Annotated in this window: 18 protein-coding genes; 12 read left to right on the forward strand and 6 right to left on the reverse strand. The window is 64.2% G+C overall.

Going from position 1 to position 19,163, the window contains the following annotated elements; genetic code table 11:
- Window positions 1-145 precede the first annotated feature (145 nt).
- Window positions 146-1,258, reverse strand: a complete 1,113-nt coding sequence (gene leuB, locus GWG65_RS24815; RefSeq protein WP_275198176.1) for a 3-isopropylmalate dehydrogenase — start codon at window positions 1,256-1,258, stop codon at window positions 146-148.
- 263 nt (window positions 1,259-1,521) lie between these two features.
- Here leuB and GWG65_RS24820 point away from each other — a divergent pair, with 263 nt between their 5' ends.
- Window positions 1,522-2,736, forward strand: coding sequence for a YbfB/YjiJ family MFS transporter (locus GWG65_RS24820; RefSeq protein WP_275198177.1), 1,215 nt, complete (start codon window positions 1,522-1,524; stop codon window positions 2,734-2,736).
- A 116-nt stretch (window positions 2,737-2,852) separates the two neighbouring features.
- Here the strand turns inward: GWG65_RS24820 and GWG65_RS24825 are convergent, their stop codons facing one another.
- From GWG65_RS24825 to GWG65_RS24840, 4 genes are all read right to left on the reverse strand, one after another.
- Window positions 2,853-3,635 (reverse strand): molybdopterin-binding protein, encoded by a 783-nt coding sequence (locus GWG65_RS24825; RefSeq protein WP_275198178.1) that lies wholly within the window; start codon window positions 3,633-3,635, stop codon window positions 2,853-2,855.
- A 17-nt stretch (window positions 3,636-3,652) separates the two neighbouring features.
- Window positions 3,653-4,282, reverse strand: coding sequence for a cytochrome b/b6 domain-containing protein (locus tag GWG65_RS24830; protein WP_275198179.1), 630 nt, complete (start codon window positions 4,280-4,282; stop codon window positions 3,653-3,655).
- Between the two features lie 186 nt (window positions 4,283-4,468).
- The gene (locus GWG65_RS24835; protein ID WP_275198180.1) at window positions 4,469-5,023 is read right to left on the reverse strand and encodes a fasciclin domain-containing protein; all 555 of its coding nucleotides are present in this window, start codon (window positions 5,021-5,023) and stop codon (window positions 4,469-4,471) included.
- A gap of 307 nt (window positions 5,024-5,330) precedes the next feature.
- A complete protein-coding gene (locus GWG65_RS24840; RefSeq protein WP_275198181.1) occupies window positions 5,331-6,092 on the reverse strand; it encodes an SDR family NAD(P)-dependent oxidoreductase in 762 nt (253 codons plus the stop codon).
- Window positions 6,093-6,179: 87 nt separating this feature from the next.
- Between GWG65_RS24840 and GWG65_RS24845 the strand changes: the two genes are divergently transcribed.
- Window positions 6,180-7,709, forward strand: a complete 1,530-nt coding sequence (locus GWG65_RS24845) for a malonyl-CoA synthase (RefSeq protein ID WP_275198182.1) — start codon at window positions 6,180-6,182, stop codon at window positions 7,707-7,709.
- 119 nt (window positions 7,710-7,828) lie between these two features.
- Here GWG65_RS24845 and GWG65_RS24850 read toward each other — a convergent pair whose 3' ends face one another.
- Window positions 7,829-8,689, reverse strand: coding sequence for a sulfite exporter TauE/SafE family protein (locus GWG65_RS24850; protein WP_275198183.1), 861 nt, complete (start codon window positions 8,687-8,689; stop codon window positions 7,829-7,831).
- 475 nt (window positions 8,690-9,164) lie between these two features.
- Between GWG65_RS24850 and sdhC the strand changes: the two genes are divergently transcribed.
- The 10 genes from sdhC to GWG65_RS24900 all read left to right on the forward strand — a co-directional run bounded on the left by sdhC (window position 9,165) and on the right by GWG65_RS24900 (window position 19,141).
- The gene (gene sdhC, locus GWG65_RS24855; protein WP_275198184.1) at window positions 9,165-9,563 is read left to right on the forward strand and encodes a succinate dehydrogenase, cytochrome b556 subunit; all 399 of its coding nucleotides are present in this window, start codon (window positions 9,165-9,167) and stop codon (window positions 9,561-9,563) included.
- Window positions 9,560-9,976, forward strand: coding sequence for a succinate dehydrogenase, hydrophobic membrane anchor protein (gene sdhD / locus GWG65_RS24860; protein ID WP_275198185.1), 417 nt, complete (start codon window positions 9,560-9,562; stop codon window positions 9,974-9,976). Before sdhC ends, sdhD begins: the two co-directional genes overlap by 4 nt.
- Before the next feature lie 2 nt (window positions 9,977-9,978).
- Window positions 9,979-11,814, forward strand: coding sequence for a succinate dehydrogenase flavoprotein subunit (sdhA, locus tag GWG65_RS24865; RefSeq protein ID WP_275198186.1), 1,836 nt, complete (start codon window positions 9,979-9,981; stop codon window positions 11,812-11,814).
- Between the two features lie 42 nt (window positions 11,815-11,856).
- Window positions 11,857-12,639, forward strand: a complete 783-nt coding sequence (locus GWG65_RS24870; protein ID WP_275198187.1) for a succinate dehydrogenase iron-sulfur subunit — start codon at window positions 11,857-11,859, stop codon at window positions 12,637-12,639.
- Window positions 12,640-12,831: 192 nt separating this feature from the next.
- Window positions 12,832-14,985, forward strand: coding sequence for a hybrid sensor histidine kinase/response regulator (locus GWG65_RS24875; RefSeq protein WP_275198188.1), 2,154 nt, complete (start codon window positions 12,832-12,834; stop codon window positions 14,983-14,985).
- A 44-nt stretch (window positions 14,986-15,029) separates the two neighbouring features.
- Entirely contained in the window at window positions 15,030-16,988 is a 1,959-nt protein-coding gene (locus GWG65_RS24880) for an ABC transporter ATP-binding protein/permease (protein ID WP_275198189.1), read from the forward strand.
- A 131-nt stretch (window positions 16,989-17,119) separates the two neighbouring features.
- Window positions 17,120-17,977, forward strand: coding sequence for an FkbM family methyltransferase (locus GWG65_RS24885; protein ID WP_275198190.1), 858 nt, complete (start codon window positions 17,120-17,122; stop codon window positions 17,975-17,977).
- 21 nt (window positions 17,978-17,998) lie between these two features.
- Window positions 17,999-18,385, forward strand: a complete 387-nt coding sequence (locus GWG65_RS24890) for a VOC family protein (RefSeq protein WP_275198191.1) — start codon at window positions 17,999-18,001, stop codon at window positions 18,383-18,385.
- An 85-nt stretch (window positions 18,386-18,470) separates the two neighbouring features.
- Entirely contained in the window at window positions 18,471-18,731 is a 261-nt protein-coding gene (locus tag GWG65_RS24895; RefSeq protein WP_275198192.1) for a hypothetical protein, read from the forward strand.
- A 167-nt stretch (window positions 18,732-18,898) separates the two neighbouring features.
- The gene (locus GWG65_RS24900) at window positions 18,899-19,141 is read left to right on the forward strand and encodes a hypothetical protein (RefSeq protein ID WP_275198193.1); all 243 of its coding nucleotides are present in this window, start codon (window positions 18,899-18,901) and stop codon (window positions 19,139-19,141) included.
- Window positions 19,142-19,163 lie beyond the last annotated feature (22 nt).

Below are 19,163 nucleotides of genomic sequence, written 5' to 3' on the forward strand. Positions count from 1 at the left end.
TTTTTGAAGGGACTGTAGGGTGGGTTAGCTGTGCGGCCGCGCGAAGCGCAGTGCCGCTCAGCGTAACCCACCATGGTCCATCGTCGCGGAAACGAAAGAGGTGGGTTACGCTGCGCTAACCCACCCTACAGTCGCTGTGCAAGCCTTACGCGTGCAGCTTCTGCAATTCCTTCAGAATCGCTTCGCCCATCTGCGTGGTCGAGGCGGCGGTCGTGCCTTCCGACTTGATGTCGGCGGTGCGCAGGCCGCTGGCGAGTACTGCTGCAATCGCGGCGTCCAGCTTGTCGGCGAGCGCGCCCATGTCGAAGGAATAGCGCAGCGCCATGCCGAACGACGAGATCATAGCGATCGGGTTGGCGAGGCCCTGGCCTGCGATGTCAGGCGCCGAACCGTGCACGGGCTCGTACAGCGCCTTGCGCTTCTTGCTCTTGACGTCGACCTCGCCGAGCGAGGCCGAGGGCAGCATGCCGAGCGAGCCAGTCAGCATCGCAGCGATGTCGGACAGCATGTCGCCGAACAGATTGTCGGTGACGATGACGTCGAACTGCTTCGGCCACTTCACCAGCATCATGCCGCCGGAATCGGCGAGCTGGTGCTCGAGCGTGACGTCGGAATATTCGCGCTTGTGGACCTGCGTCACGACCTCGTTCCAGAGCACGCCCGACTTCATGACGTTGCGCTTCTCCATCGACGTCACTTTGTTGCGGCGCTTTTTGGCGAGGTCGAAGGCGACGCGGGCGATGCGCTCGATTTCATAGGTGTCGTAGACCTGGGTATCGATAGCGCGCTTCTGGCCGTTGCCGAGATCGGTGATGGTCTTGGGCTCACCGAAATAGACGCCGCCGGTAAGCTCGCGCACGATCATGATGTCGAGGCCCTCGACCGCCTCGCGCTTCAGGCTGGAGGCATCCGCGAGCGCCGGATAGCACACGGCGGGACGCAAATTTGCGAACAGGCGGAGATCCTTGCGCAGCCGCAACAGGCCGGCTTCGGGGCGCACCTCATAGGGCACGGCATCCCATTTCGGGCCGCCGACCGCGCCGAAAATGATTGCGTCGGCGTCCTTGGCCTTGACCATGTCCCCCTCGGAGATCGACACCTTGTGCGCGTCATAGGCGGAACCGCCGACCAGTCCAGTGTCGGTCTCGAACTTGGCAATGCCTGATACACTGAGCCAGTCGATCAGCCGCTTCACCTCGCCCATCACCTCGGGGCCGATACCGTCGCCGGGGAGCAGCAGCAGTTTGTGGGTCGCCATGGTCGTTCTACCTCCGCGTTGCGTCATGGCCGGGCATAGCCGTCCAAGGGACGGCGTCACTTCGTTCGCCTATGCCCGGCCATCCACGTCCTTGTTGCGGTGCGAAGAACGTGGATGCCCGGCACAAGGCCGGGCATGACGGCGTCTCATGAATTTCGGCCGGAGTGCTAGAGCGGTGTTGCGCGCTTGGCAAGACACCATTGCCGCTTCGCCGCTGTGCAAAGCGGGCAGGGCCTGCCACAATCCTCTTGCCGGAGTACTCCTTGCACGCCCAAGACTACCTTGCTCAAGACCGCCCGCCACCCGACGCGCATTCCGCGCGGCTGATCCTGATCTTGTCGCTGGCTGCGACGGTCGGGCTCGGCATCGGCCGTTTCGCCTATGCGCTGGTGCTGCCGGACATGCGGGATGACCTTGGCTGGTCCTACTCGGCGGCCGGTTTCATGAACACCATCAACGCGGTCGGCTACCTCGCGGGCGCGCTGATGGCGTCGCGGCTGATCCGGCTGGTGGGTTGGTCGGCCGCGATCCGCGGCGGAACCGTGGCCTGCGTCGCCGCGCTCGCGCTCTGCGCGCTCACCGGGAATTTTTTCGCGCTCAGCCTGGCGCGGCTGGTGCTGGGCGTCGGCGCTGCGGCCGGCTTTGTCGCCGGTGGCGCGCTGGCCGCGATGGTGGCGCAGTCGCGCCCCGAGCGCGCCAATTTCCTGCTCAGCCTGTTCTATGCCGGGCCCGGCATCGGCATTCTCGCCTCGGGGTTGATCGCGCCATATACGCTTGCGCATTTCGGGCCGGGCTCGTGGTGGATCGTGTGGTGGGCCATGGCCCTGCTTTCGGCGGCGATGACGATCCCGCTGTTTCTGGTCCGCATCGAGAGCAAGGCGCGCTTCACCGAGGCGGGTCACGCCTCGTTCGAAATCCTGCCCGTGCTGATCTATCTCGCCGCCTACTTCCTGTTCGGCGCCGGCTACATCGCCTACATGACCTTCATGATCGCCTATGTGCGCGACGGCGGCGGCGGTGCCGCGGCGCAGGCCGCGTTCTGGAGCCTGATCGGCATGAGTGCTTTCGTGACGCCCTGGGTCTGGCGCCGCGTGCTCGCGCTCGACCGCGGCGGACTTGCGACCGCCATCATCCTCGGCACCAACGCGCTCGGCGCGTCGCTTCCCATCCTCGGACATTCGACGGCGTGGCTGGCGATCTCGGCGGTCGTGTTCGGCGTCGCCTTCTTCGCCGTGGTCGGCTCGACCACCGCTTTCGTGCGCTTCAACTATCCGCACGAGGTATGGCCAAGCGCGATCGCGACGATGACGATCTCGTTCGGCATCGGCCAGACGCTCGGACCGATCGTGGTCGGTGCCATCACGGATGCGCTGGGGAGCTTGAGTTATGCGCTGAATGTATCCGCGGCGCTGCTGGCGCTCGGCGCGATCGCCGCGTTGTGCCAGCGGAAGGTGCCGCCGAAGGGCTCGATGCCGTAGGGTGGGTTAGCGTCAGCGTAACCCACCACTTCTGTCACCGCGGAAGCTAAAGAGGTGGGTTACGCTGAGCGGACTGCACTTCGCGCATCCGCTATGCTAACCCACCCTACAGACCTTCAGCTCCCGCTGAACGAATTATACCCCTGGTCTTCCCAATAGCCGCCCTTGTAGTCGTTGGTGACTTCCATCGACACCACGTATTTCGGATTCTTGAACCCGAGCTTGGTCGGCACGCGGATCTTCATGGGGAAGCCGTAGGCGCGCGGCAGGATGTCGCCCGCGTATTTGAACGTCATCTGCGTCTGCGGATGCAGCGCGCTGCGCATGTCCAGCGGCGAGTTGTAGCCGTCCTTATCGGCGCACTGGAACCAGACATATTTCGCGCGCGTGTCGGCGCCAATCAGCTTGAGGAAGTCGCGGAGCGGCGTGCCGGTCCAGCTTCCGATCGCGCTCCAGCCCTCGACGCAGATGTGCCGGGTGATCTGCGTGACCTGCGGCAATTGATAGAGCTCATCGAGCGTCCACGATTTCTTGTTGTCGACGAGGCCGCGCACCTCGAGCTTCCAGTCCGCAGCCGAGACCTCGGGCGCGTCGTCGAGATCGTAATAGGCGTTGAAGGGAAATGGCTTTGTGATCGCGCTCTCCGGGAAGGTCGGCGCCAGCGCGTCCGGATTGAAGATGAACGCCTGCACGGCGTCGTTGAACTTCGAGACCGACTTCAGCATCTCCTCCGCCGAGGAGGAGTCGATCACGTCGCAGCCGGTGAGCAGCGTCAGCGCGCCGAGGCTGGCACCGCCCGTGATGAAACGGCGGCGGGCAAGATCCGGCATCGCCTTGATGGAGTCCTTGATCAGCAGCCGTCTGTCGACGCCGGGGATCAGGAATGAACGCTTGGCCATGATGTCTTCCTCCCTTCTCAGCGGCCGATGATCATCGCGCGCAGGCTTTTCGGCACCAGCAGCGCGAGCGCGACGTGGACGACGAGGAAGGCGCAGATCGCGGCCATGCAGAAGAAATGGACGTAGCGCGCGGTCGGATAGTCGCCGAACAGCATCACCAGATAATAGAGCTGTACCGGTTTCCACATCGCCAGGCCCGACAGCACGATCAGCACCCCGACCACGATGATGCCGGCATAGAGCGTTCGCTGCACGTAGTTGTAGACAGTGAGGTCGTCATGGCCGAGCTTGAAGGTCAGCGCCGCCCTGACGTCGTGGATCACGCCCGACGGCGTGATCGGCAGCAGTTTTTTCCGGAAGCGGCCGGTGGCCAGGCCGGTGACGAGATAGGCGAGGCCGTTGATCATCAGCAGCCACATCGCGGCAAAGTGCCAGAGCAGGCCGCCGCCGAGCCAGCCGCCGAGCGTGTAGTCGCGCGGGAAGCTGAAGCCGAACAGCGGCGAGGCATTGTAGATCTGCCAGCCCGACAGGATCATCAGGATCATGGCCAGCGCGTTGATCCAGTGCGTGACCCGAACCCAGGCCGGCTGGATCACTTTGGCCGGGGTGGCCCTGACCTGCTCGTCGGTGACTGTGAGACTCGCCATGGTGGTTCCGTCCTGAACGTCGTTTGACAGCAATTATACGCCGGTGTTTCGGCTTTCGTTACGCCCTGTCCGGCTTCGAATCGATGCCGGCGGGCAATCGTAGTCACAAAAAAGCGAGCCGGGTGCCCCCCCGGCTCGCGGTTTCATCGCATCCTGCCCCAGGGGGTGGAACAGGACTGCGCGGTGTTACGAGGCCGGCATCAACACGGTGTCGACCACATGGATGACGCCGTTCGACTGGTTGACGTTGCTGATCGTCACCATCGAGGTGCCGCCCTTGGCGTCGACGATCCAGACCTTGCCGTCCATCTTCTTGACCGTCAGTTCCTCACCCTCGGCGGTCTTCAGCTTCTTGCCTTCGGTGAGGTCGGAGGCCTCGAGCTTGCCGGGCACGACATGGTAGGTCAGGATCTTGGTCAGCGTCGCCTTGTTCTCCGGCTTGACCAGGGTGTCGACGGTGCCGGCCGGCAGCTTGCCGAAGGCGGCGTTGGTCGGCGCGAACACCGTGAACGGGCCCTTGCCCTCCAGCGTCGGCACGAGGCCGGCCGCCTTCACCGCCGCCACCAGCGTGGTGTGATCCTTCGAGTTGACGGCGTTCTGGACGATGTTCTTCGAGGGGAACATCGCGGCGCCGCCGACCATGACGGTCTTTTCCTCGGCGCGAACGGGCGCGACGACGGTCGCGGTGATAGCCAGCGCGCTGAAGGCTGCAGCAGTGAGATAGGTAATGCGCTTCGACATGGAGAGTCTCCCGATTGGATTGTGACCGGCGATTGCCGGCGTTCGAGTTGGGGCAACAACGGCATCTGCGACGCTTGAGGTGAGGCGGCAGCGCCGTCGTTGGACCGAACTACGGGAGGGTTCGCGAAGTGGTTTCGGACAAAACTTCTTTGTGATGCGTGAAACTTTGCGGGGGTGTGTTCGTGTGGTGGCTCCGCCGTCATTGCGAGGAGCACTTGCGACGAAGCAATCCAGACTGCCTCCGCCGACACATTTCTGGATTGCTTCGCTGCGCTCGCAATGACGAACTCGTGGCTCTGACCGCGGTTCAATCCCTGCTCAACGGCGTTTGAATGAATCCGCGATTGTGCGTCGGGCTGATCAGCAGTTCGTTGATGCAGACGCGCGGGGGCATCGATGCGATGAAGGCGATGGTGCGGCCGAGGTCTTCGGATTGCAGCATCCTGGACTGCTCCTCCTCGCTCGGCACCACCGGGCGGAGCTTGAGGATTGGTGTCGCCACCTCGCCCGGCATCAGGCAGCAGGCGCGCAAGCCGTTGACGCATTCGTCCATGTTGAAGGAATGGGTCAGCGCCAGCACTGCGTGTTTGGTCGTGGTGTAGGCCGGGCCCGGCATTTTCGAGACGTGGCGGCCGGCCCAGGACGAGACGTTGATGATCGCGCCATCCTGCTGCTTGCGCATCGTCGGCAGCACCGCGCGCATGCAGTAGAGCACGCCGTTGAGATTGACCTGGACCAGTCTGTCCCAGTCCTCCAGTTCCATGTCCTTCCAGCTCCGCTTCGGGACATTGATGCCGGCGTTGTTGACCAGGAGATCGATCTGGCCGTGCCTGGCGACGATCTGATCGGCGGTGTACTGGGCCTCGGCGGCAACGGACACGTCCAGTGCCATGGCCTCGGCCGCGCCGCCGTCGTTGATGATCTTGGCGACCACGCTATCCAGGGCATCCTTGCGCCGGCCCGACACCACCACCGTCCAGCCGTCGGCAGCGAGCGCTTCGGCGCCGGCTTCCCCGATCCCGCTGCCGCCGCCCGTGACCCAGGCCACGCGTTTCCCGTTTTTGGTCATGCAAACTGTCTCCGTTGCTTCATTGGGGCGGTTTTTGCTAATCCAGCCCTCGATTTTGACCGAACCTTGCGGTCGAGGAAATCTTGCATGAACCAAGCTGCCAACGCCAACCTGTTTTCCCGCCTGTTCGACGGCCTGGACGATCCTGCGCGGCTCGCGATTGAGACGCATGACGGTGCCCGCATCAGCTATGGCGATTTGATCGCGCGCGCTGGGCAAATGGCGAACGTGCTGGTCGCGCGCGGCGTGAATCCCGGCGACCGCGTCGCTGTGCAGGTGGAGAAATCCGTCGCGAATATCGTGCTGTACCTGGCGACCGTGCGCGCCGGCGCGGTCTATTTGCCGCTCAATACCGCCTATACGCTGAACGAGCTCGACTACTTCATCGGCGATGCCGAGCCGTCGCTGGTGGTCTGCGATCCCTCCAAGGCGGAAGGGCTTGCCCCGATCGCCGCCAAGGTGAAGGCAAAAGTCGAGACGCTCGGGCCGGATGGCAACGGCTCGCTCACCGAGGCCGCCGACAGAGCCAGCAGTGAATTCATCACCGTGCCGCGCGCCGGCGACGATCTTGCCGCGATCCTCTACACCTCAGGCACCACCGGCCGCTCGAAGGGCGCGATGCTCACCCACGACAATCTCGCGTCGAACTCGCTTTCGCTGGTCGGCTACTGGCGCTTCACCGACAAGGACGTGCTGATCCACGCGCTACCGATCTACCATACCCACGGCCTGTTCGTGGCGACCAACGTCACGCTGTTTGCCCGCGCCGCGATGATCTTCCTGCCGAAGCTCGATCCGGATCTGATCATCAAGCTGATGGCGCGCGCCACGGTGCTGATGGGCGTGCCGACCTTCTACACGCGCCTGCTGCAAAACGCCGCGCTGTCGCGCGAGACCACCAAGCACATGCGGCTGTTCATCTCGGGCTCGGCGCCGCTGCTGGCCGAGACCCATCGCGAATGGTCGGCGCGCACCGGACATGCCGTGCTCGAGCGCTACGGCATGACCGAGACCAACATGAACACGTCGAACCCCTATGACGGCGAGCGCGTGCCCGGTGCCGTCGGCTTCCCGCTGCCCGGCGTCACCGTGCGCGTCACCGACCCCGAGACGGGCAAGGAGCTGCCGCGCGACGAGATCGGCATGATCGAGGTGAAGGGCCCCAACGTGTTCAAGGGCTACTGGCGCATGCCGGAAAAGACCAAGGCCGAATTTCGTGATGACGGCTTCTTCATCACCGGCGATCTCGGCAAGATCGACGCCAAGGGATACGTCCACATTTTGGGACGAGGCAAGGATCTCGTGATCTCCGGCGGCTTCAACGTCTACCCGAAGGAAATCGAGAGCGAGATCGATGCGATGCCGGGCGTGATCGAGTCCGCCGTGATCGGCGTGCCGCATGCCGATTTCGGCGAGGGCGTCACGGCGGTGCTGGTCTGCAACAAGGGCGCGGAAGTCAGCGAAGCCTCGGTGCTGAAGGCGCTCGACGGCCGGCTGGCCAAATTCAAGATGCCCAAGCGCGTCTTCGTGGTCGACGAGCTGCCGCGCAACACCATGGGCAAGGTGCAGAAGAACGTGCTGCGGGATACGTACAAGGATATTTACGCGAAGAAGTAGGGCGCGCCGCTCTCTCGCCTCGTCATTGCGAGGAGCCCTTGTGACGAAGCAATCCAGACTGCCGCAGCGGAGAGATTCTGGATTGCTTCGCTGCGCTCGCAATGACGGAATATGGGGCGTTATTGCCCGCCCACCAAGCTCAGCACAAACCGACTGCCCACGACGAAGAGGTAACACCCGAACGCCGCCTCCAGCGTCCGCTTCGACATTGCGTGCGCGGCCCGGACGCCCAGCGGCGCGGTGACGAGGCTCATCGGCATCACCAGCGCGGCGCCGATCAGCGAGACGTAGCCGAGCGCGAACGGGACCTGCAGGGCTACAACGCTCGGATAGCTCGCCGCCGCAGGCCAGCCGGCATAGATGTAGCCGAGCGCGCCGGGAATCGAGATCAGCACCGCGAGTGCGGATGAGGTCGCCACCGCCTGATGGATCGGCCGGCTGTAGAACGTCATCAGCAGATTCGAGAACAGCCCGCCGCCGATGCCCATCAGCGTTGACAAAATGCCCACGCAGAAGCCGTAGACGCGCATCAAGGGACCCTTCGGCAAGTCATCTCCAAGCTTCCAGCTCTCGCGCGCAAAGATCAGCCGCACCGCGGCCGACCATGCGACGCAGACGAAGACGATCTTGAACAGCCGCTCCGGCGCGTAGCGCGCGACCACGCTGCCGGCGATGACGCCGATCACGATCGGCAGCCACCAGACGCGAAGGATCGCCATGTCGACAGCGCCACGCTTGTAGTGCGCCTGGAACGAACGGATCGAGGTCGGGATGATCACCGCGAGCGAGGTGCCGACGCACAGCGGCATGCGCACCTCCAGCGGCACGCCGGCGATGCGGAAGCATTCGTAGAACACCGGCACGAGGATGGCGCCGCCGCCGATGCCGAACACGCCGGCCAAAAATCCGGAGAGCGCGCCGACCGCGATCAGCAGCAGCGTGAGCTCCACGACTTCCTGAATATCAAGCCCTGCGATCACCCCTGACCTGCCCCGGCGACTGGCCGCAACTTCTCCGATACTTGGCTCGTAGAGAGCTGTAGGCGATCCGATTTCCGTGGTCGACAGCCGTGCCTTCCGGCTGGGGTGGAATGCAGGGTGCGCATATCCGGGGCCGGCCACAAAATAGGGGGCAATGCCGGCGGGGAGATGAGCCTAACCCATGCTCTGAGCAGTTTGGACGGCACGGTCTATTTAGAGGCGTTCCAATAGGGATTTCAATGCGCACCGCCAATACCGAACAAGTAATGAATTTTCGTTCTCTCTTTTCCGGTCGATCTCAGGCTGGTATACCAAGCCCCTGATTGGTCCTGTTCGATCAACGCCATAGCGCTGAACCCTCGTTCGATCTATGGCGATTTGGTGATTGCGCAGGCGAAATCGACTCCGTAAATAGAGCCAACCTCTCGCGATCCCCACGCGCCCCATGTTGGGCCGCAATAAAGCATCAAAGCCCATGTCCGCACGGATCGAACGACCGCTTTCTCCTCACATGCAAGTCTACCGCTGGACGCTGACGATGGCTCTTTCCATCGTCCATCGCGCCACCGGTATTGCCCTTTATGTCGGAACCCTGCTGCTGGCCTGGTGGCTGATCGCGGCGGCCTCCGGCCCCACTGCCTATGGTCATGTCCAGGCCTTCACCGGCAGCATTATCGGCCGGCTGATCGTGTTCGGCTACACCTGGGCGCTGATGCACCATATGCTGAGCGGCATCCGCCATTTCGTGTGGGACCTTGGCTACGGCTTCAAGGCCAATGAGCGCGAGGCCCTGACCTGGGGCGCGCTGATCGGCGGCATCGGGCTCACGGTCCTGATCTGGATCATTGCCTACGCAATCGGAGGCGGACGATGAGCTTCAGCGAATCCCACGGCTCTCCGAAGCCACCCTCGATGCGAACCCCGCTCGGTCGCGTCCGCAATCTCGGCGCCGCGCATTCCGGCACCGGTGATTTCTGGCGCCAGCGCATCACGGCCGTCGCCATGACGCTCCTGATGATCCCGGTGCTGGTGATCATCATGATGCTGCTCGGCCGCAACCAGGCCGGCGCCGCGCAGATCCTCGGCTCGCTGCCGATCGCCGTGATACTGCTGCTCTTCATCGTCGCCAGCGCCTGGCACATGAAGATCGGCATGCAGGTCGTGATCGAGGACTACATCCATAACGAGAAGCTGAAGCTCGTGTCGATCATGCTCAACAACTTCTTCTCGATTGCGGTAGCGCTCGCCTCGACCTACGCGATCCTGAAACTTTCGTCCGGAGTGTAACCATGGCCGCCACAACGAATGGCAAGGGCGACGGCGCACCCGCCACCAACGGTAAAGCCTATCCGATCGAAGACCACACCTATGACGTCGTCGTGGTCGGCGCCGGCGGCGCGGGTCTGCGCGCAGTGGTCGGCTGCAGCGAGGCGGGCCTGCGCACCGCCTGCATCACCAAGGTGTTTCCGACCCGCTCGCACACGGTGGCTGCGCAAGGCGGCATCTCCGCCGCGCTCGGCAACATGCACAAGGATGACTGGCGCTGGCATATGTACGACACCGTGAAGGGGTCGGACTGGCTGGGTGACCAGGACGCCATCGAATACATGGTGCGCAACGCGCCCGAGGCGGTCTACGAGCTCGAGCATTGGGGCGTGCCGTTCTCGCGGACCGAGGACGGCAAGATCTACCAGCGTCCGTTCGGCGGCATGACCCTGGACTACGGCAAGGGCCAGGCGCAGCGTACCTGCGCCGCCGCCGACCGCACCGGCCATGCCATGCTGCACACGATGTACGGCCAGTCGCTGCGGCACGCGGCCGAGTTCTTCATCGAGTTCTTCGCCATCGACCTGATCATGGACGACCAGGGCGCCTGCCGCGGCGTGATCGCGCTCAAGCTCGACGACGGCACGCTGCACCGCTTCCGCGCCCAGACCACGATTTTGGCGACCGGCGGCTACGGCCGCGCCTATGCCTCCTGCACCTCGGCGCACACCTGCACCGGCGACGGCGGCGGCATGGTGCTGCGCGCCGGCCTGCCGCTCCAGGACATGGAGTTCGTGCAGTTTCACCCGACCGGCATTTACGGCGCGGGCTGCCTGGTCACCGAAGGTGCGCGCGGCGAGGGCGGCTATCTCGTCAACTCCGAAGGCGAGCGCTTCATGGAGCGCTACGCGCCGTCGGCCAAGGACCTTGCCTCGCGCGACGTGGTTTCGCGCTCGATGACCATCGAAATCCGCGAAGGCCGCGGCGTCGGCAAGAAGAAGGACCACATCTTCCTGCATCTCGATCATCTCGATCCGAAGGTGCTGGCGGAGCGGCTGCCGGGCATCTCCGAATCTGCAAAAATTTTCGCCAATGTCGACGTGACGCGCGAGCCGATCCCGATCGTGCCGACCGTGCACTACAACATGGGCGGCATCCCCACGAACTATCATGGCGAGGTGCTGACCAAGAAGGACGGCGACGACAATGCGGTGGTCCCCGGCCTGATGGCGCTGGGCGAAGCGGCCTGCGTCTCCGTGCACGGCGCCAACCGCCTCGGCTCCAACTCGCTGATCGACCTCGTGGTGTTCGGTCGTGCGGCTGCGCTGCGCTGCGCCGAGAAGCTCACAGCCAACGCCGAGCAGCCGGAGCTGCCGGCGAACTCGGCCGAACTCGCGCTCGGCCGCCTCGACCATTACCGCAACGCCTCCGGCGGCACGCCGACCGCAAAGCTGCGCGAGGGCATGCAGCACGTGATGCAGACCAACTGCGCGGTGTTCCGCACCGGCGAAATCCTGAGCGAAGGCCAGAACCTGATCCAGAAGGTCCATAGCGGCATCAGCGACATCGCCGTCTCGGACCGCTCGCTGGTGTGGAATTCGGACCTCGTCGAGACGCTGGAGTTCGACAATCTGATCTCGCAGGCGGTGGTGACGATGAACTCGGCGGCCAACCGCACCGAGAGCCGCGGCGCCCATGCGCGCGAGGATTTTTCCGAACGCGACGACAAGAACTGGATGAAGCACACGTTGGCCTGGCTGGATGATTCCGGCAAGGTCAAGATCGAGTACCGCCCCGTTCACGACTACACCATGACCAACGACGTGCAGTACATCCCGCCCAAAGCTCGCGTTTACTAAACGGCGCGCGTGTATTGATCGAACAGCGAAGGCCTTATCGAAATGGTTGAATTCGCACTTCCGAAGAACTCCAAGATCACCGGCGGCAAGATCTGGCCGAAGCCCGCGGGCGCGGCAGAGGTGCGCGAATTCCGCGTCTATCGCTGGAATCCGGACGACGGCAAGAATCCGAGCGTCGACACCTATTACGTCGACACCAATGACTGCGGTCCGATGGTGCTGGACGGCCTGATCTGGATCAAGAACAACATCGATCCGTCGCTGACCTTCCGTCGCTCCTGCCGCGAAGGCGTCTGCGGTTCCTGCGCGATGAACATCGACGGCCAGAACACGCTGGCCTGCACTCGCTCGATGCACGACGTCAAGGACGGGGCGGTGAAGATCAATCCGCTGCCGCACCAGCCGGTCGTGAAGGATCTCGTGCCCGACCTCACCAATTTCTATGCGCAATACGCCTCGATCGAGCCGTGGCTGAAGACGACCTCGCCGACGCCGCAGAAGGAATGGCGCCAGAGCCATGAGGACCGCGAAAAGCTCGACGGCCTCTACGAGTGCATCCTTTGCGCCTGCTGCTCGACCTCGTGCCCGAGCTATTGGTGGAACAGCGAGCGTTACCTCGGCCCGGCCGCACTGCTCCAGGCCAACCGCTGGGTCTCCGATTCGCGCGACGAGGCGACCGGCGAGCGGCTCGACAATCTCGAGGATCCGTTCCGGCTCTATCGCTGCCACACCATCATGAACTGCGCAAAGGCCTGCCCGAAGGGCCTCAACCCGGCCGAAGCGATCGCCGAGCTGAAGCTCAAGATGGTCGAGCGGCAGATCTAGACCTGGTTCATGCTCCGATCCCCGGCCGGGACGGCCGGGCCCTTCTACGACCGGCGCCAGTTTGAGTAGAATTTTCCGTGGCCCCCGTGGCGGGCGCAAAAATCAGATACTGCAACTACAGGTTATTCGCATAAGCGGCTTCCTTCCCGGCGGGAAATTCAGTTAAGCTCAGGTCCAGGGACCGGAGCGACCGTGCAGGGCGCACAACGCAATTCGCTGAGGCTTTTACAGTGGATGATGGCGGCATCCCTGGCGCTGCCGATTGCGCTGTTCGCGATCGCCTCCACGATCTCCTACACATCGACCAAAGACGTCGCCGACCGGGAGATCGAGCGGTCGCTTGATGTCGCGCACGAGCATGCACTCAAGGTGTTCGAGACCATCGACCGCAGCCTCGCCGAACTCAACGAGGTCGTGCGCGGCCTTCCCGACGAAATCATCCGCTCGCGCGAACCGGCGCTGCACCGTCGCCTGAAACGGCTGACCGATTCGCTGCCGCAGCTCAAATCGGCCTGGATTTTCGACGCGGGCGGAAAGTCGCTGGTCAACAGCCTCGTCTCGCCGCCGCCCGAGCTGAGCTTTGCGGACCGAGATTACTTCTACGCTCATATCGACCAGAACATCGGCACATTCATCGGCGCCTCGCTGACACCCCGCCCGCCCTATCAGGGCGCGCGGTTCTTCGGCATGAGCCGCCGCCGCGATTCCGACGATGGCAGCTTCATCGGCGTGATCCAGGCCTCCGTCCTGCCCGAATATTTCGAGAGCTTCTACGCCAGGATCGGCTCCGCTCCCGGCAGCTTCTTCGCGATGGGACGCGCCGACGGCGAAGTGCTGGCGCATTTCCCGCGGCTCGACGGCAACCTCCGGCTCGATCCCGGCGGACCGGTCGGCCGCAACATCGCAGCCAATCCCGAGCATGGCCTCATCACCGTCGCTTGGCCGTCGGACGGGATCGAGCGGCGCATCGGCTACCGGCGCATCGCTGAATATCCAATCTATGTCAGTGCCGGGCTCGAGACCTCGGCAATCCGCGCACGCTGGTTCGTCACCATGGGCCAGCATCTGGTGTTCGGCGTACCCGCGACCGCGCTGCTGTTTCTGCTGCTCGCCTTGGCGTTCCGGCGCACCCAGCATCTCCAGGCCGAAGCCGCACGGCGGCGGGAGGCCGAGGAGGCGCTCAAGCACAGCCAGCGCCTCGAGGCGCTCGGACAGCTCACCGGCGGCGTCGCGCACGACTTCAACAACCTTCTGACCGTGATTCGCGCCTCCGTCGACCTCTTGAACCGGCCGCAGCTGAGCGAGGAGCGGCGGCAGCGCTACATCACCGCGATCGCGGATGCGGTCGCCCGTGCCGCCAAGCTGACTTCGCAGCTCCTTGCCTTTGCACGGCGCCAGACCCTGAAGCCGGAGCCGTTCGACGTCGGCGAACGGTTGCAATCGCTGCACGACATGCTTGCGACGCTGCTCGGACCGGCGATCGAGATCGTCATGCGGCTGCCGGCGGAGCCCTGCCTCGTCAATGCCGATGCCAGCCAGTTCGAGACGGCGCTGATCAACATGGCGACCAATGCGCGCGATGCCATGCAGGGCAAGGGCAGGATCACCTTCACGGTGCATGCGGCGACGGCCGTTCCGGACACGCTGGCGCAGCTCACCGGCAGTCAGAACTTGAGCAAGCTTGGTTTCGTCAGCGTCGCCGTCAGCGATACCGGCGTCGGCATTCCCGCAAGCCGGATCGGGCGCGTCTTCGAGCCATTCTTCACCACAAAGCAGGTCGGCCACGGCACCGGTCTCGGCCTGTCGCAGGTGTTCGGCTTTGCTCGGCAATCCGGCGGCGAGGTGACGGTAGAGAGCGAGGTCGGGCAGGGCAGCACCTTCTCGCTTTATCTGCCGCGCGCTGCGCCGGACCTGCTGCCGCAGCGGTTGGCGCCGCATACGGCGCCGGCGGTCGCGGGCAGCGGCATGTCGGTCCTGGTGGTCGAGGATAATATCGAGCTCGCCAATTTCGCCGCCGATGGTCTCACCGAGCTCGGCTACAGCGTCACGCTGGTCGACAACGCCACCGATGCGCTCGCGGAGCTGGTCGTGGACGCCGACCGTTTCGATGTCGTGTTCTCGGACGTCGTGATGCCGGGAATGACCGGCCTCGATCTCGCGCGGGCGATCCGCGATCGCGGCGTCGGCGTTCCGATGGTGCTGACCACGGGCTACAGCGAGGCGCTGTCCGAGAACGGCAGCCTCGGCTTCGATGTCGTGCAAAAGCCCTACGCGATCGACGAGCTATCGCGCGTGCTCCATCGGGCTGCGCGGCTGCGGCGGGTGCGAGACGGCGCAGCCGAATAGCGGAACTCGCGGGAACCGTTTGATTTCTTTTGCGTTATCCGGCCATGCAAAGGCCGGCCGGGAAGCGCGAACAGGGCGAGCAGCCGCCGACAGTCGAAATCGTCGGCGAGATCGGCGATGAGGAGGCTCCGCCGCCGCCCGAACTGATCGAGCCTGATCCCGAACTCTCGCCCGAGGAGGCCGAGCAGGCGCGCAAGGATTATCTGCTGACGCGCTTCTGGATCAGCGCCCGCGGCTTCTGGGGCCGCAACGGTGATCGCTTGGCCTGGCCGCTCTCGATCGGCCTCGGCGTGCTGATCGTCCTGACCGTCGGCTTTCAATACGGCATCAATGTCTGGAATCGCGCGATCTTCGACGCCATTGAGAAGCGCGACGCAGCAACAGTCTTCCATCTCACCGCGGTATTCTTTCCGCTCGCGATCGGCAGCATCGTGCTCGGCGTGGCGCAGGTGTTCGTGCGTATGTTCATCCAGCGGCGCTGGCGGGCCTGGCTCACAGCGAGCGTGCTGACGCGCTGGCTCAACAACGGCCGCTACTACCAGCTCAATCTCGTCGACGGCGATCACAAGAATCCGGAATACCGGATCGCCGAGGATTTGCGCGTCGCGACCGACTCGCCGGTCGATTTTCTCGCCGGCGTGACCTCGGCGCTGTTGTCGGCCGCGACCTTCATCGTCGTGCTGTGGACCATCGGCGGCGCCCTCACGGTCAGGCTTGCGGGATCGTCGGTCGCTATTCCCGGCTTCCTCGTGATCGCCGCGATCCTCTACGCGGCGATCGCATCCAGCTCGATCGTGGTGATCGGCCGGCGTTTCGTGCAGGTCTCCGAGGACAAGAACCAGGCCGAGGCCGATTTCCGCTACACGCTGACCCGCGTGCGCGAGAACGGCGAGAGCATCGCGCTGCTCGGCGGCGAGGAGGAGGAGCGCGACGGCATCGACCGCAATTTTACCAGCGTGCTGCGGCAATGGGCGCGACTCGCCGGCCAGCACATGCGCACCACGCTGGTGTCGCAGGGATCGAGCCTTGTTGCTCCCGTGGTCCCTCTCCTGCTCTGCGCGCCAAAATTCCTCGACGGCAGCATGACGCTCGGACAGGTGATGCAGGCGGCCTCCGCCTTCACCATCGTGCAGAGCGCGTTCGGCTGGCTGGTCGACAACTATCCGCGGCTCGCCGACTGGAACGCCTGCGCGCGCCGCATCGCCTCGCTGATGATGTCGCTCGACGGCCTCGAGCGCGCCGAGCAGGGTGACGGCCTCGGCCGCATCCAGCGCGGCGAGACCAGCAATGACGCGATGCTGGAGCTGAAGGACCTTTCCGTCACACTCGACGACGGTACCGCCGTGGTCGCTGAGACCGAGGTAGTGATCGAGCCCGGCGAGCGCCTTCTGGTCGCCGGCGAATCCGGCACCGGCAAGAGCACGCTGGTTCGCGCCATCGCCGGTCTCTGGCCATGGGGCGGCGGCAGCGTCAATTTCCATCCCGACCGGCGGCTGTTCATGCTGCCGCAGCGGCCTTACGTGCCTTCCGGGTCGTTGCGCCGCGCCGTCGCCTATCCCGGCGCCGAGGATGACTGGACCGTCGCGGAGATCGGCGAGGCCCTGCACAAGGTCGGTCTCGATCATCTCAAGGAAAAGATCGAGGAGGACGGTCCGTGGGACCAGACGCTGTCCGGCGGCGAGAAGCAGCGCCTCGCCTTCGCGCGGCTGCTGCTGCACAGCCCCGACATCGTCGTGCTCGACGAGGCGACCTCGGCACTCGACGAGAACAGCCAGGACAAGATGATGAAGATGGTCACCGACGAACTGCCGAAGGCGACCATCGTCAGCGTTGCACACCGCGCCGAGCTGGAGGCCTTCCACAGCCGCAAGATCGTGCTGGAGCGCCGCAAGGGCGGCGCCAGGCTCGTCAGCGACATCGATCTGATCCCGCGCAAGGGCAGGCGCAAGCTGCTCGGCCGCCTCCTGCGCACGCGCAGGCCGGCGGTTAAGAAGGCAGCCTGATGTCGTAGCCCGGATGGAGCATAAGCGTAATCCGGGGTTCATTCGCGTGTGGAGCGATCCCGGATTTCGCTTACGCTCCATCCGGGCTACATTCTTTAGACGCAGCGTTGGAGTCCTCACCAAAACCGGCTATGCATGCGCCGCTTGCAACGAGGACTTTTGGCTTGACGCCCGACACCAAACCTTCGCCCGCGCCGTTCGGCGCGTTTGCGCCCAACGCGGCGCAGGCCGCGATTATCGGCCTCGCAAAGCAGTCGGGGCTGAAGCGCGGTGCGTTTCGTCCATGGCTATCGCGTCTGGTCAACTTGATGCGCGGCGGTCCGCTCGACGTGCAGTATCAGGGCGCCTCGTTCCGCTTCTATCATCAGGGCAGCGCGACCGAGCGCGGCGCGCTGTTCAATCCCGACTACAATCTCGACGAGCTCGATTTCTTGCGCCAGCATACGCCGGCAGGCGGCGTGTTCATCGACGTCGGCGCCAATGTCGGCACCTTTGCCCTGGTGATGGCCGGCCATGTTGGGCCCGCAGGCAAGGTGGTCGCGATCGAGCCGCATCCGACGACGTTCGGACGTCTCTGCTTCAACCATGCCGCATCGCGAACCCCGCAGGTTCGCCTGGTGCAGGCAGCAGCCGGCGATGCCGACGGCGAGCTGATGATCGAAACCGGCGGCGGCAATCTCGGCGCCACTCACGTCGTGACCGGCGCAGCGAGCGCTGGCGCCATCAAGGTCCCGTCGTTGCGCCTGATGCGCATTCTCGACGAAGCCGGCGTTTCGCAAGTCGATACGCTCAAGATTGACGTCGAAGGTTTTGAAGACCGGGTGCTGATCGGCTTCTTCCGCGGTGCGCCACCCTCAATGTGGCCTCGTGCGGTCGTGATCGAACATCTGTCACAAAACGAATGGCGCGAGGATTGTATCGCTGACATGGTCGCGCGCGGTTTTGCGATCACGCGCAAGACGCGGAGCAATACGTTCCTCTCGCGCTGATTGCGAACGATGGAGGTTGTGATGATCGATCACATGGGCTTCCCGGTCTCCGACTACGAGCGCGCCAAAGCGTTCTACACGAAGGCGCTGGCGCCGCTCGGCTACAGCCTGATCATGGAGGTGACGCAGGAGCAGACCGGCCACGATCCGGCCGCGGGCTTTGGCGCCGACGGCAAGCCGGATTTCTGGATCGGCGGCGAAGGCGGGCTGAGCAAGCCGGTGCATGTCGCGATCCTGGCGAAGGACCGCGCCACGGTCGAGGCGTTCTACAAGGCGGCAATGGCGGCCGGCGGACGTGACAACGGCGCACCTGGCATTCGCGCGCATTACCACCCGCACTATTACGGCGCCTTCGTGCTCGATCCCGACGGCCATAACATTGAGGCGGTTTGCCACGCGCCCGAATAGGATGGTTTTACGAAACGAGGAGGCGTGGAACATTTGCCCGGCATCATCGTTATCATTCTTCGCATAACTGACCTCGATGATGCCGATGCCGATCGAACCGCCCGAGATTCCACCGGCCACACCGGGGACCCCCACCGAACCGCCACCGGGAATTCCGCCCGGCAATCCGCAGCCCGACATTGTGCCGCCGCTGCGTGAGCCCGGGGAGCCTGCACGTCCGGACGAATTGCCCGGCCGCGTGCCTGAGGAGATTCCGCCGCGCGGACCGAACGGACCGCACACACCAAACCCTGCAACCGATGCGGATTCATCCGCAGCTCACTTCCAAGGCGACCGACAGATGTGAGGCGATTGCAACCTGCGTCTGAATGCGCAATGAACATTGATGTCGTGTCGTGATTTGCGTGCAGAAATAAATCGGGCCGTGTCTTCTTCACCCGCCACAATCCGGCCTAACGCGTATCCGTTCATCACCAGACCTTGTCAAAGAACCTTCCGGGGAAGTTCACCATCATGACCAACCTTCGTTTCGTGCTGCTTGCCACGACGGCTCTCACCGCGATGCAATTCGCAGGCTCCGCATCGCATGCGCAAGGCGCGCCGCCGCTCGTGGTCGCGCAGGCCCAGCCGCAAGAGACGGGCCCTGACGGAAAACCGAAGCAGCCTCCGAAGGAAGCGCCTAAGGGACCGCCAGCGGCTGCACCGCCTGCGGCGCCCGCACGCCCGGCCACACCTCTGGCTCTTATACACATCTGACGCTGCCGACGATCTTACGCGT

It is taken from the genome of Bradyrhizobium sp. CSA207, from assembly GCF_029051685.1.
GTDB lineage: Bacteria > Pseudomonadota > Alphaproteobacteria > Rhizobiales > Xanthobacteraceae > Bradyrhizobium.